The organism is Streptomyces sp. NPDC001204, from assembly GCF_053598035.1.
Map to the genome: position 1 here is coordinate 1 of NZ_JBSFJL010000013.1, position 13352 is coordinate 13352.

Consider the following 13352-nt stretch of genomic DNA (forward strand, 5'->3'; position numbering starts at 1 on the left):
GTGCTGCCGCGCACCCTGCACGTGGACGCTCCGTCCTCGCACGTCGACTGGACCGAAGGCGCCGTCGCACTGCTCACCGAGCAGACCGCGTGGCCGGAGACGGATCGCGTGCGTCGTGCGGGTGTGTCGTCCTTCGGTATCAGCGGTACGAACGCCCACGTGATCCTGGAGCAGCCGGCAAGGGTGGTTCAGGGCACGGTGGTTGCCGCTTCGGTGCCGGAGGCCGACGTGGTGGAGCCCGCGGTGGTGCCGTGGGTGCTGTCCGGCAAGTCGCCGGAGGCGCTGCGCGACCAGGCCGTCCGCCTGCTCGCCGCGGTCACCGAAGAGCCGGCACCGCGTCCGGCCGACGTGGCCCACTCCCTGCTCGTCACCCGCTCGCTGTTCGCCCACCGCGCGGTGGTGCTGGCCGGTGAGCACGAGGAGACGGTCCGTGCCCTCACCGCCCTGGCGGCGGGCGCGACCGATCCGGCGGCGGTTTCGGGCTCGGTGGTGTCCGGTCGCTCGGCGGCGCTGTTCTCGGGTCAGGGGTCGCAGCGGCTCGGGATGGGTCGTGAGTTGTATGGCCGGTTCCCGGTGTTCGCGGAGGCTCTGGATGCCGTACTGGCTGTCCTGGATGGTGAGTTGGGTGGTTCGCTGCGGGAGGTGATGTGGGGTGGGGACGCCGGTCTGCTGAATGAGACCGGGCGGACCCAGCCCGCGCTGTTCGCCGTCGAAGTCGCCCTGTACCGGCTGGTGGAGTCGTGGGGTGTGAGGCCGGACTTCGTGGCTGGTCACTCCATCGGTGAGATCGCCGCCGCGCATGTCGCCGGGGTGTTCTCGCTGGAGGACGCCGCCCGCTTGGTGGCGGCTCGTGGTCGTCTGATGCAGGCGCTGCCGGCCGGTGGCGCGATGGTCGCCGTCCAGGCCACCGAGGACGAGGTCACTCCGTACCTCAGGGACGAGGTGTCGATCGCCGCACTCAACGGACCGACGTCCGTCGTGGTGTCGGGCGTCGAAGGTGCCGTACTGGAGCTGGCGGCGCGGTTCGAGGCGGAGGGTCGCAAGGCGACGATGCTGCGGGTGTCGCACGCGTTCCACTCGCCGTTGATGGATCCGATGCTGGACGAGTTCCGGGCGGTCGCCGAGGGACTGTCGTACACCGCCCCGGTGATTCCGGTGGTGTCGAACCTGACGGGTTCCCTGGCCGGGGCTGAGGAGTTGTGCTCGGCCGAGTACTGGGTGCGTCATGTCCGTGAGGCGGTCCGCTTCGCGGACGGGGTGGCCACGCTCGAAGAGCAAGGTGTGACCACGTTCCTGGAGCTGGGTCCGGACGGAGTCCTCTCCGCCATGGTGCAGGAGTCGCTGACCGGCGACGACAACGTCACCATCCCGGTCCTGCGCAAGGACCGCGACGAGGAGACGACCGCTCTGCTGGCCCGCGCCGGGCTGTACACGCGGGGGATCGGGGGAGGCTGGCAGGACCTGCTGGCCGGCACCGGTGCCCGCCGGGTGGATCTGCCCACCTACGCCTTCCAGTACCAGTGGTTCTGGCCGACCGGCCGGGCCGCCGCCACCGGTGACGTCCGCGCCGCCGGTCTCGGCTCCGCCGAGCACCCGCTGCTGGGCGCCGCCGTCGAACTCGCCGCAGGGCAGGGAGTGTTGTTCACTGGTCGCCTGTCGCTGACCTCGCACCCGTGGCTGGCCGGGCACGCCGTCATGGGCACCGTCCTGCTGCCGGGCACTGCCCTGCTGGAGATGGCGGTCCGCGCGGGCGACGAGGTCGGCTGCGACCGGGTGGAGGAACTGACCCTCGCCGCGCCGCTGGTCCTGCCCGAGCGGGGCGCGCTCCAGGTGCAGGTCGCCGTCGCCGTCCCGGACGACTCCGGCCGGCGCGTGGTCGGGGTGTACTCGCGCCCCGAAGGCGCCGACGAGTCGTCGTGGGCCCAGCACGCGGCCGGTGTCCTGGCGCCTGGCGCCACCGCACCGGACCAGGGCTTCGACACCGAGGTGTGGCCGCCGCGGGACGCCGAACCGCTGGACACCGAGGACTGCTACCAGGCGTTCGCCGAGGCGGGGTTCGCTTACGGACCCCTCTTCCAGGGTCTGCGCGCGGTGTGGCGCCGTGGCGATGAGCTCTTCGCCGAGGTCGCGCTGCCCGAGGAAGACAGCGGCGAGGCGGCCGAGTTCGGTCTGCACCCGGCGCTCCTCGACTCCGCGCTGCACGCCACCATGCTGGGCGCCGCCGGCGCCGAGGAGGGCGACGGAGGAGGTGCCCTGCCGTTCTCGTGGGAGGGCGTCGCGCTGCACGCCTCCGGCGCCTCGGCGCTGCGGGTGCGGCTGGCCCCCGCGGGCGACAACGCGCTGTCGGTGAACGCGGTGGATCCGGCCGGTGCGCCGGTGGTCACCGTCGACCGGCTCCTCACCCGCACGGTCACCGGTGACCAGCTGAAGTCCGCGGGCGAGGACCAGAACACGCTGTTCGGCGTCGACTGGATGCCGGTGGCCGGCACCGGGGCCGCGCGGCCCGCGTCGGTCGCGGTCGTCGGGGACGACCCCTTCGGCCTGGCCGACGCGCTCACCGGCTCCGGTCTCACGGTCGGCACGGCGGCCGACCTCACCGTGCTGTCGGCCTCGTCCGACGCCGCCGTGCCGGACATGGTGCTCGTCCCGGTCGCCGGAGTCCCGGTCGCAGGAGTCCTGGACGATGGATCCCTGCCCGACGGGGACGAACTGCCCGGCGCGGTCCGGGAGGTCACCGCGCGGGTGCTCGCGCTCCTTCAGCAGTGGCCCGGCGAGGAGGCGCTCGCGGCCTCGCGGCTGGTGTTCGTCACCCGTGGCGCGGTCGCCGTGGACGGCGGCGGGACCATGGACCTCGCGGCCTCCGCGGTCTGGGGCCTGGTGCGGTCGGCGCAGACGGAGAACCCCGGCTGCTTCGGCCTGCTCGACCTCGATCCGGCCGTGGCGGCCTCGTCCGCCGGGCTCGTCGAGGCCCTGATGGCCGGCGCCGAGGAACCGCAGCTCGCGCTGCGCGGCGCCGAGGTCGTCGCCGCCCGCCTCGCCCGGTACGGCGCCACCTCCGATGCCACGGCGGACGGCACGTCCGGCACGTTCCGGACCACCGGGACCGTCCTGGTCACCGGCGGCACCGGCGGCCTCGGCCGACTCCTCGCCCGGCACCTGGTGGCCACGCACGGCGTGCGGAGCCTGCTCCTCGCCAGCCGCAGCGGTCTCGAGGCGGACGGCGCGAGCAAGCTCGTCGCCGAACTGGAGGAACTGGGCGCCGAGGTCACCGTGCGGGCGTGCGACGTCGCCGACCGGGAGGCCGTGGCCGCCCTGGTCGCGGCGGCACCCCAGGACCGTCCGCTGTCAGCGGTCGTCCACACGGCCGGTGTCCTCGACGACGGTGTGGTCGGCTCGCTGACGCCGGACCGCCTCGCCACGGTGCTGCGGCCCAAGGCGGACGCGGTGTGGCACCTGCACGAGGCGACCCGCGGCCTGGACCTGGACGCGTTCGTCGTCTACTCGTCCGTGGCCGGCGTGTTCGGCGGTGCGGGGCAGGCCAACTACGCGGCGGCCAACGCCTTCCTGGACGCCCTGATGGCGCGGCGCCGCGCCGACGGGCTGCCCGGCGTGTCCCTCGCGTGGGGCCCGTGGGAGCAGGACAGCGGCATGACGGGCACCCTCTCGGACGCGGAGGCCGACCGCCTGGCGCGTTCCGGGATGCCGCCGCTGACGGTCGGGCAGGGCCACGCCCTGTTCGACGCGGTGGTCGCGGGCGACCGGGCGCTGGCGCTGCCGGTCCGGCTGGACCTCGCCGTACTGCGAGCCCGGGGTGATGTGTCCGCGCTGCTGCGCGGCCTGATCCGGGTGCCCGCACGGCGGGCCGCGGCCCGGGGCGCGGCGCCGTCCGCGGACACGCTCACCCGGCAGCTCGCCGGACTGGGCGCGCAGGAGCAGGAGGAGGTGCTGCTCAAGCTGGTGCGCGGACAGGCGGCGGCGGTGCTCGGACACCGGGACGGCTCGGCGATCGGAGCCGAGCGTCAGTTCCAGGAACTGGGCTTCGACTCGCTGACCGCGGTCGAGTTCCGGAACCGGCTCAACGCGGCCACCGGTCTGCGGCTGCCCGCCACGCTGCTGTTCGACTACCCGACGACGGCCGATGTCGTCCGGCACCTGCGCGGACGGCTCGTCACCGACGATCAGGCGGGCGCCGGTTCGGTGCTCTCGGCGCTCGACGCGCTGGAGAAGGCGATCGCCGGACTCAGCCTCGACGACGCGGACGAGCACCGCCGGGTGACCGGCCGGATCGAGGTCCTCAGGACCAAGTGGGCCGAGCTGGGCCGTACGGACTCGTCCGGCGAGGACTCCTCGAAGGACGACCTGGACGGGGCATCCGACGAGGACATGTTCGCCCTCCTCGACGACGAACTCGGCCTGAACTGACCCGCCCCGCGGGCCGCTCCCGCGGCCCGCGGGTACCCGCCGCGGCCCCGCCCGTACACGCGGCATGCCACCCCCGGCACCATGCCGACGCTCACGAAAGGTCCAAGAAAGCGTGACAACTCGCACGTCCACCGAGGAGAGCCTGTGGGCCCGGTGCTTCCACCCGGCCCCGTCCCGCTCCGCCCAGCTCCACTGCTTCCCGCACGCGGGCGGCTCGGCGTCCTTCTACTTCCCCGTGTCCGCCCAGCTGTCCTCCGTGGCCGAGGTTTTCGCGGTGCAGTACCCGGGACGGCAGGACCGGCGCAAGGAAGTGTCACCCACGGACATCGCCACCCTCGCCGACCAGCTCTACGACGCCCTCGGCCCCGCCCTCAAGGCGCGGCCGACCACGTTCTTCGGGCACAGCATGGGCGCCACCCTGGCCTTCGAGGTGGCCCGCCGCCTGGAGGCCGACGGCGGTGAGCTCGTCCGGTTGTTCGCGTCCGGGCGACGCGCGCCGTCCACCGTCCGCGACGAGCGGGTGCACCGCCTGTCCGACGAGGGCATCGTGCGGGAGCTGAAACTCCTCGCCGGCACCGACACCGCGCTGCTCGGCGACGAGGAGATCCTGCGCATGATCCTCCCCGCCATCCGCAGCGACTACGAGGCGATCGAGACCTATCGGTGCGCCCCCGACGTCACCGTCCGCGCCCCGATCACCGTCCTCACCGGCGACAGCGACCCCAAGACGTCGATGGCCGAGGCCGAGGCGTGGCGCGGCCACACCACCGGCGACTTCGACCTCCAGGTCTACCCCGGCGGCCACTTCTACCTGACGGCGGAGGCGCCCGCGGTCATCGCCTCCCTCAGGAAGCACCTCACCGGGCAGGGCCAGGTGCATTGACCCGAGGTGCTGTTCCGCCCCTCGTCGGCCCATGCGCGACGGGCGGAACGGACGACCTCCGGAGGGCCGGGCCATACGCGTCCGGCGAGCGAGCTTCGGGAAGTCACGAGTGTCGCGCGGGCCCGGCCACGAGTCGCCTCACCTTTCGGTGATCGTGGCGAGCCATGCCGTGTCCTCCGGTCCCGGTGCTTCGGGGCCGGGCGTGGGCAGCCGGCGGAGCTCGCCCGTTCGCAGGGCGACCGTGGCCCGTGGCCGCATCGGTCCGTCGCCCCTGCGGGAGAGCAGGACGAGTTCCCAGACCGTCGCCGCCATGGCGTCGAGCCGGGTGGCGCAGTCGGCGGTGACTCGCCGGGGGTCACGGGTCCGGCCCAGGGACAGATGGGGGGTGAAGTCCCTGGCGGGCCCACGGCAGCGCGGGAACCGCTGCCGCAGCGCGCGGTACAGGTCCGCCCACGGCGCCTCGCCGGCTGCCGTCGGGTCGAGCCACACGGTGAAGTACGCCCTGTGCCGGAAGGTGCGCACTCCGTCCAGCCGGGCGGTGAAGACCGGCGTCGCGGCCGTCGCCGCGGCGAGCAGCGGGGCCGCCCGCTCGAAGTCGGACTCCGGTACGAAGCCGTAGAGCACGTTGACGTGCGGCGGCCACCGGTGGATCTGCGGGTCGTAATCCCGGCGGATGTCCTGGACCGGCGGCCACAGTTCCGCGGGCGGGATCCAGGCCACCGCCGTGCGGGCCGTCGGAAACACGTCGAGGACACCGGCGGGCTCGCCGCTGCCGGCGGTCGCGTCGAGGACCGGGTCCGTTCGCGGGTCCCGCACCCGGCCGGCGCCGGACGCGTCGACGCGGTCCACGCCGGTGGACCGGTCCCAGACCACCTCGCCGTCCGCCTCGATGAACACCACCCGGTGCCAGGGGATGTCGCCCCCGGGCACGAAGGAAGGCAGGGGGACGCGTGCGACGCCGTCCCCGCGCAGGCTGATCCCCAGTACGAACCGGGACGGGTCGAAGCGGGGGTCCCAGCGGACCCGGTGATAGATCTCGTCGCTGGTGCGCATCACGCCTCCTCTCCCGTCTTATCCCCTCTCCTCCTCCAGGGTGCCGCTCGGGACGAGGCGGTACTCGGTGCGGCTGGTCAGGACGGAGCCCGGGCGCAGCACCGTGCTCGGGTACTCCGGTCGGTTCGGCGAGTCGGGCAGGTGCTGGGTCTCCAGGCAGACGGCCGCGTATCGCTCATGGCGGCGGCCCGCCGCGTCCTTGAGCGTCCCGTCGAGCTGGTTGCCGGTGTACACCTGGAGGCCCGGTTCGGTGGTCCAGACCTCCATGGCCCGCCCGCTCTCCGGATCCTCGAGGCGGGCCGCACGCCGCAGGGCCGACCCGTCCGAGGGCGGACGCAGCACCCAGCAGTGGTCGTAGCCGCCCGCCGCCCGCAGTTGCGGGTCGGGATCGTGCAGGCGGGCGCCGATGGCGTGCGCGCGGGTGAAGTCGAAGGGGGTGCCGGCCGTCGCCGCACTGGGCCCGTACGGGATGCCTTCGCCGGACAGCGGCAGGTAACGGTCCGCGTCCAGCTGGAGCACGTGGTCGGTCACCGGGCCGGCACCCGACAGGTTGAAGTAGGCGTGGTTGGTGAGGTTGACGACGGTCGGCCGGTCGGTGACGGCCCGGTAGTCCAGCGCCAGCGTTCCCCGGGCGTCGAGGACGTAGGTGGCCGTGACGTCCAGTGTTCCGGGGAAGCCCATGTCGCCGTCGGGGCTGCGCAGCGTGAGGCGTACCCCCGCGCGGTCGTCGCCCAGCACGGGCGAGGCCGCCCAGATCCGACGGTCGAAGCCGTCCGGGCCGCCGTGCAGGGCGTGGCCCCGGTCGTTCACCGGCACCTGGTGTGCCCGGCCGTCCAGGGTGAAGCGGCCCTCGGCGATCCGGTTGGCGTACCGCCCCACCAGGGCCCCCAGGTAGGGACTGGGGCCGGCGTAGTCCTCGGTGCCGGTCAGCGACAGGACGACCGAGTGTGCGACTCCGTCCCGGTCGGGGACCTCCAGGGCGTGCAGGATGCCGCCGTAGGTGAGCACCTCGGCGCGCACGCCGCGGCCGGAGTCGAGGTGCCAGCGTTCCACCGGGGTGCCGTCGGGCGTGGTGCCGAAGGGGGAGCAGCGCAGGGCGGGTCGGGGCATGGAGGTCCTCGGGAAGGGGGGTGGCGGGCCGGTTCAGCGGTGGCGGCCCAGGGTGGACTCGCGTACCACCAGGTCGTGGCCCGGCCGCAGTCGGCGCGGCTCTCCGTCGGCCGAGCCGGTCAGCCGCGAGATGACGCAGCCGACGGCCTGGCGGGCGATGGCCTGCTTGTCGGGGGAGACGGTGGTCAGGGTGATCGCCCCGAAGCGGCCCTCCTCGATGTCGTCGAACCCGACCACCGCGACGTCCTGCGGGACGCGCAGCCCGCGCTCGCCGAGCACCCTCATCGCGCCGATCGCCTGGAGGTCGTTGTAGGCGAAGACCGCGTCGGGCCGCACGCCGCGGTCCAGCAGTACGGTCATGGCCTGGGCGCCGTCCGCCCGGCCGTAGCCGTCGGCGGGGGCCACCAGCGAGTCGTCGTGCGGCAGCCCGGCCGCGGCCAGCTCCTCCCGCCACCCCTGGAGGCGCAGGTGGGCGGGCTGCCGGGCGCTCTCCGCCCGCGCGCCGAGGAAGGCGATCCGCTGCCGTCCCATCCCCACCAGGTGGCGGACCGCGCTGCGTGCCGCGGCGACGTTGTCGATCGCGATGTGGTCGTAGGGGGCGTCGTACTCCCGCTCGCCGAGCAGCACCAGCGGCGATGTGTCGGTGCGGCCGCGCAGGTCCTGGTTCTCCAGCTCGATCGGGGAGAGGATCAAACCGTCGATCACATGGGTCCGGAACCCCTGGCAGACGAGCATCTCCTTCTCCCGCATGCCGGCGGTGTGGTCGAGGAGCACGGTGTAGTGGTGGCGGGCCGCGGCGTCGATGACCGCGCTGGCCAGCTCGGCGAAGTACGGGTTGCCGAGTTCGGGCACGGCCAGCGCGATGATCCCGGTGCGGCCCTTGCGCAGGTGGCGCGCGGTGAGATTGGGGCGGTAGCCGAGCTCGTCGATCGCCTGTTGCACCCGGGCCCGCATGGCCGGGGTGACGTGCGGATAGTCGTTGACGACGTTCGAGACGGTCTTGATGGACACTCCCGCTCGCAGCGCGACGTCTTTGAGGCTGACGCCCACGGCGTTCCCTCCTTGTCGGGCCGGGCGCAGGACTGCGACGGTCCTGCGGCACGGCGTCTGTCATCAGGTGCGGCGTGCCCGCGCTAGGTACCGCTGGGCCACGACCACCACGATGAGGAAGCCGCCGCTGACCACGGACTGGTAGGACGAATTGAGCGAGCCTATCTGGTTGATCAGATTCTGGATGACCGCGAGCAGCAGCACTCCCCACAGAGTGCCGCTCACCGAGCCGGCGCCGCCGATCAGCAGGGTGCCGCCGATGACCACCGCGGCGATGGCGTCCAGCTCCATGCCCACACCGATGATCGTCACTCCGGAGGAGAGCCGGGCGGCGTTGAGCGCTCCGGCGAACCCGGCGAGCAGCCCGCTGAGCAGGTAGACCAGGACCCGGGTGCGGGCCACCGGCAGCCCCATCAGGGTCGCGGCGTCGGCGCTGCCGCCCACCGCGAACAGCGACTGGCCGAACGAGGTGCGCTGCAACACCGCCCCGCCCGCGGCGAACAGGGCCAGCGCGACGAGCACCGGATACCCGAAGCCGCCCACCGTCCCCTGGCCGAGTTCGGCGAAGGCCGAGCCCCGGGGCACCAGGTAGGTGGTGGCGCCCTCGTCGGTGAGGGCGAGCAGGAGGCCGCGGGCCCCCAGCAGGGTGGCCAGGGTGACGATGAAGGGTGCCATGCCGGCCCGTGCGATCAGCAGCCCGTTGAGTGTGCCGATCGCCCCGCAGACGGCCAGCGGCAGCAGCAGCGCGGCCCAGAGACCGTACTGCGAGGCCCAGGCGGCCAGTACGCCGCCGAGCGCGAACACCGATCCGACCGAGAGGTCGATGCCGCCGGTGATGATCACCAGCGTCATGCCCAGGGCGACGACGGCGATGAAGGACGCCTGTACGGCGATGTTCTGGGCGTTGTCGAGCGTGCCGAAGGACGGGAAGACGAACGAGGAGACGAGGACGACCGCCACCAGGACGGCGAGGGCGCCGTGCCGTTGCAGGAGCGTCGTGATCCGCTCCTGGCCGGCGGTGGGAGAGGGGGACGCCGCCGTCGGACGGAGGGCGGCCGACAGCTGCCGGGGGATGGTGAGTGACTTCATCGGGACCTGCGCTCCCGGGCGACGTAGACGGCGACGAGGATGATGGCGGCCTGGGCGATCTGCGCGGTGGAGTCCGGCAGATCGTGCTTGACCAGGGTGGCCCGCAGCAACTGCATCAGCAGTGCGCCGGTGACGGTGCCCAGCACCCGTACCGAGCCGCCGGTCAGCGGTGTGCCGCCGACCACCACCGCGGTGATCGCGGACAGCTCCATGAGGTTGCCGAGCGCGGAGGGGTCACTGGCGGTCAGCCGGGCGGTGGCCAGCACGCCGGCGAGCGCCGCGAGGACGCCGCACAGCACGTAGACGCCGACCAGGACCCGCTTGACCGGCAGTCCGGCGAGTCCGGCGGCGGCCCGGTTGCCGCCCACCGCGACCAGCTGCCGGCCGAAGGTGGTGCGGTGCACGACGCCGGCCACCGCCAGCGCCAGGACGCCCGCGGTCAGTACCACCACGGGGATGCCCAGCACCTCCCCGCTGCCCAGCGCCAGCAGGTCCGGGTTGACGATCTGCTTGAGCTGCCCGTCGGCCATCACCAGGGCCAGCCCCCGGCCTCCGACGAACAGGGCGAGGGTGGCCACGATGGGTTGCAGACCCACCACGGCGACCAGGGTGCCGTTGACCGCGCCCACGACGACCCCGGCCAGCAGCGCAACGAGCAGCGCCGGAACCAGACCGTAGCCGAGATAGAGGGGCAGCAGGGCGGCGGCCAGCGCCATCGTGGACCCCACCGACAGATCCACGCCCTCGGTGCCGATGACCAGCGCCATGCCGAGCGCCACGATGACGACCGGGGAGACCTGCACCAACTGCGTCCGCAGGTTGGCGACGGTCAGGAAGTGGTCGGTGAACGCGGCGTTGAAGGCGAGCAGCACCAACACCGCGGTGTAGACGCCGTACTTCTGGAACCAGGCCGGTGCGGCGAGCCGCACCGCGCTCCGTCCCAGTGCCGGCGACAGCTGGGTCATTCCTGCTCCTTGTCCGTGTGCGGCGGTGTGTGCGGCTCCTCGGCAGCGGGCTCGGGGGTGTGCGCGGCCAGCATGTCCAGCAGTTCGGGCTCGCTGACCAGGTCGCCGGCCAGCTCACCGGCCACCGTGCCGCCGCGCAGCACCACCAGCCGGTCCGCGCCCTCCACCAGCTCCTCGACGTCGGAGGAGATCAGCAGCACCGCCAGCCCCTCCTGCGCCAGTTCGTCGATGAGGGCCTGCACCTCGGCCTTGGCGCCGACGTCGATCCCGCGGGTGGGCTCGTCCAGCAGCAGGACTTTGGGCTCCAGGCAGAGCCAGCGTGCCAGCAGCACCTTCTGCTGATTGCCGCCGGAGAGCTCCTCGACCTTCTGCTCGGGGCCGGCCGCCTTGATCCGCAGCCGCTTCATGAAGATCTCGACGATGCGGTCCTGCCGCTTGCGGAAGACGACACCGGCGCGGGACAGACGGGGCATGGCGGCCAGGACGATGTTCTCCCGTACCGACAGACCGGGCACGATCCCCTCGGCCTTGCGGTCCTCGGAGAGCATGCTGATACCGGCCCGGATCGCCGCGGCGGGAGACGGGCGGCGCAGCTCTCCGCCCGCCACCGAGACCGTGCCGGAGTCCAGCGGCAGCGCACCGACCAGGGCCTTCGCGGTCTCGGTACGCCCGGAACCCAGCAGTCCGCCCAGGCCCAGAACCTCCCCCGGACGCAGTTCCAGTGACACCTCGTCGAGCAGGTGACGGCGGCTCAGCCTCTCGGCGGTGAGCACCGGTTCACGGGCGGCGTCATGTGCGGCGCCGAAGCCGGTGACGCCGTGCCGTCGGACCTCGGCGACCTCCCGGCCGAGCATCATCGAGACCAACTGCATACGGTCCAGATCCGCGAGGGCGCCGGTGTGCACCAGCCGCCCGTCGCGGAGCACGGTGACCCGGTCGCAGATGCGGTACAGCTCGTCCATCCGGTGGCTGACGTAGAGCACGGCGATGTCCCGGCTGTGCAGGTCCTCGATGACCCGGAACAGCGTCTCCACCTCGCGCGGCTCCAGCGCGGAGGTCGGCTCGTCCATCACCACCACCCGGGCCCGCACCGACACGGCCCGTGCCAGTGCCACCATCTGCTGGGTGCCCACGCCCAGGGTGTTCAGGGGACGGCGCACATCGGCCGTGACCCCGAAGCCGGCCAGGAGTTCGGCCGCCTCCCGGTGCATCCGGGGGAAGTCGATCAGGCGCAGGCGGTTCCTGGGCTCGCGGCCCAGGAAGATGTTCCGCGCCACGCTCATCATCGGGACGAGGTTGACCTCCTGGTAGATGGTCGAGACGCCCGCCTGCTGCGCCTCGTGCGGCCGGGCGAACGAGACCGGCTGCCCGCCCAGGCGCAGCTCCCCGGTGTCGGGGCGGTGCACTCCGGTGAGCACCTTGATCAGCGTGGACTTGCCGGCGCCGTTCTCGCCGACCAGGGCGTGGATCTCACCGCGGCGCAGCGTCAGGGAGACGTCGTCGAGCGCCACCACGCCGGCGAAGCGTTTGCCGACGCCGACGGCCTCCAGCACCGTCGGTGGCGCGGCGCCGTCCGCGTCCGGATGCGGTGCGGCGACAGCCGCTTCGGGGGGTGCCATGGGTCAGGCCTTCCGTCGGTCGGTCAGCGGGGAGCGGGCCGCCCGGTCAGGGGCGGCCCGGGCGGCCCGGGGGCGGCTCAGTAGGCTCCGGACAGGGAGTTCTTGGCGTTGGACGCGTCGTAGGCGCGGTCGGAGATGATCACGTTCTCCGGGATGGACTCGCCGGCGAAGAACTTCTGCGCGGTTTCGAAGGCCAGCGGGCCGAACCGGGGGTTGGACTCGATCACCCCGTTGTACCGGCCGTCGGCCAGGGCCTGCACCGCGTTGCGGGTGCCGTCGATGGAGACGATCTTGACGTCCTTGCCGGGCGTCTTGCCGGCTCCCTTGAGGGCGGTGACCGCGCCCAGGCCCATCTCGTCGTTCTCCGCGTACACGGCGGTGATGTCCGGCTTGGACTGGATCAGCTGCTCCATCACCTGCTGGCCCTTGTCGCGGGCGAACTCACCGGTCTGCTGGGCCACGATCTCCAGGCCCGGGGCCTTGGCCTTGAGCTGGTCGACGAAGCCCTTGGTGCGGTCGGTGGTGACGTTGTTCCCGGACGAGCCCAGCAGGATCGCTACCTTCCCCTTGCCGCCGGTCACCTGGATCATCGCGTCCGCGGCCCGCTTGCCCTGCTCGACGAAGTCCGAGCCGAGGAAGGCCACATAGTCCTTGCAGGCGGTGGCGTTGAGCTTGCGGTCGACGGTGATCACGGGCACGTGCTTGGCCGCGGCGGCCTGGAGCGCCGGTTCCAGGCCGTCGGAGTTCAGCGGCGCCACGATCAGCAGTTGCGCGCCCTGGGCCAGCATGTCCTTGATGTCACTGATCTGCTTGGACAGTTGGGACTGGGCGTTGGTGGTGAGCAGCTTCTTGACGCCCAGTTTGGCGGCCTCGTCCTTGATGGACTGGGTCTCGGCGATCCGGAAGGGGTTGGCCTCCTTCTCGGACTGCGAGAAGCCGACGACCGCGTTCTTCAGGTCGATCTTGGTGGCGCCGTAGGCCTCCAGGGTGCAGCCCGATCCCGAGGAGTCGGCGGACGGCGACTGCACCACCTGGGCGCCCTGGCTGGTGTCGGAGGAGGCCGTACCGCTGCCCTCCTCCTTGGAGCAGCCGGCGGCGAGGGCCGCGGCGGCAGCGAGGCAGACGGCGGCCACGAGACGGGATCTGCGAGGGCTGGTCATG

Annotated in this window: 9 protein-coding genes; 2 read left to right on the forward strand and 7 right to left on the reverse strand. The window is 72.8% G+C overall.

All coding sequences use genetic code 11. The annotated features are described in order from the left end of the window. Positions 1–4422: SDR family NAD(P)-dependent oxidoreductase (locus ACWC91_RS19280; protein WP_450725985.1), on the forward strand; the 4422-nt coding region annotated here is incomplete at its 5' end. Positions 4423–4534: 112 nt separating this feature from the next. Then, the gene (locus ACWC91_RS19285; protein WP_225077900.1) at positions 4535–5305 is read left to right on the forward strand and encodes a thioesterase II family protein; all 771 of its coding nucleotides are present in this window, start codon (positions 4535–4537) and stop codon (positions 5303–5305) included. Positions 5306–5443: 138 nt separating this feature from the next. On the opposite strand, the gene ACWC91_RS19290 is transcribed toward ACWC91_RS19285, so the two are convergent. From ACWC91_RS19290 to ACWC91_RS19320, 7 genes are all read right to left on the reverse strand, one after another. After that, the gene (locus ACWC91_RS19290; protein ID WP_225077899.1) at positions 5444–6358 is read right to left on the reverse strand and encodes an RNA repair domain-containing protein; all 915 of its coding nucleotides are present in this window, start codon (positions 6356–6358) and stop codon (positions 5444–5446) included. Positions 6359–6376: 18 nt separating this feature from the next. Continuing rightward, the gene (locus ACWC91_RS19295; RefSeq protein ID WP_225077898.1) at positions 6377–7468 is read right to left on the reverse strand and encodes an aldose epimerase family protein; all 1092 of its coding nucleotides are present in this window, start codon (positions 7466–7468) and stop codon (positions 6377–6379) included. Positions 7469–7501: 33 nt separating this feature from the next. Further along, positions 7502–8518, reverse strand: coding sequence for a LacI family DNA-binding transcriptional regulator (locus ACWC91_RS19300; RefSeq protein WP_225077897.1), 1017 nt, complete (start codon positions 8516–8518; stop codon positions 7502–7504). A gap of 63 nt (positions 8519–8581) precedes the next feature. Beyond that, positions 8582–9607 (reverse strand): ABC transporter permease, encoded by a 1026-nt coding sequence (locus tag ACWC91_RS19305; protein WP_225077896.1) that lies wholly within the window; start codon positions 9605–9607, stop codon positions 8582–8584. Then, complete coding sequence (locus tag ACWC91_RS19310) at positions 9604–10572, reverse strand: ABC transporter permease (protein ID WP_450641375.1); 969 nt, start codon at positions 10570–10572, stop codon at positions 9604–9606. Before ACWC91_RS19310 ends, ACWC91_RS19305 begins: the two co-directional genes overlap by 4 nt. Next, positions 10569–12191, reverse strand: a complete 1623-nt coding sequence (locus tag ACWC91_RS19315; RefSeq protein WP_376499602.1) for a sugar ABC transporter ATP-binding protein — start codon at positions 12189–12191, stop codon at positions 10569–10571. The genes ACWC91_RS19310 and ACWC91_RS19315 overlap by 4 nt, the downstream gene beginning before the upstream one ends. A gap of 77 nt (positions 12192–12268) precedes the next feature. Beyond that, complete coding sequence (locus tag ACWC91_RS19320) at positions 12269–13351, reverse strand: ABC transporter substrate-binding protein (RefSeq protein WP_450641373.1); 1083 nt, start codon at positions 13349–13351, stop codon at positions 12269–12271. Position 13352: the final 1 nt, after the last annotated feature.

Coding starts and splice junctions, on each gene's coding strand:
- ACWC91_RS19290 (WP_225077899.1), bottom strand. CDS start 6,358: ATGCGCACCAGCGACGAGATCTATCACCGGGTCCGCTGGGACCCCCGC.
- ACWC91_RS19295 (WP_225077898.1), bottom strand. CDS start 7,468: ATGCCCCGACCCGCCCTGCGCTGCTCCCCCTTCGGCACCACGCCCGAC.
- ACWC91_RS19305 (WP_225077896.1), bottom strand. CDS start 9,607: ATGAAGTCACTCACCATCCCCCGGCAGCTGTCGGCCGCCCTCCGTCCG.
- ACWC91_RS19310 (WP_450641375.1), bottom strand. CDS start 10,572: ATGACCCAGCTGTCGCCGGCACTGGGACGGAGCGCGGTGCGGCTCGCC.
- ACWC91_RS19315 (WP_376499602.1), bottom strand. CDS start 12,191: ATGGCACCCCCCGAAGCGGCTGTCGCCGCACCGCATCCGGACGCGGAC.
- ACWC91_RS19320 (WP_450641373.1), bottom strand. CDS start 13,351: ATGACCAGCCCTCGCAGATCCCGTCTCGTGGCCGCCGTCTGCCTCGCT.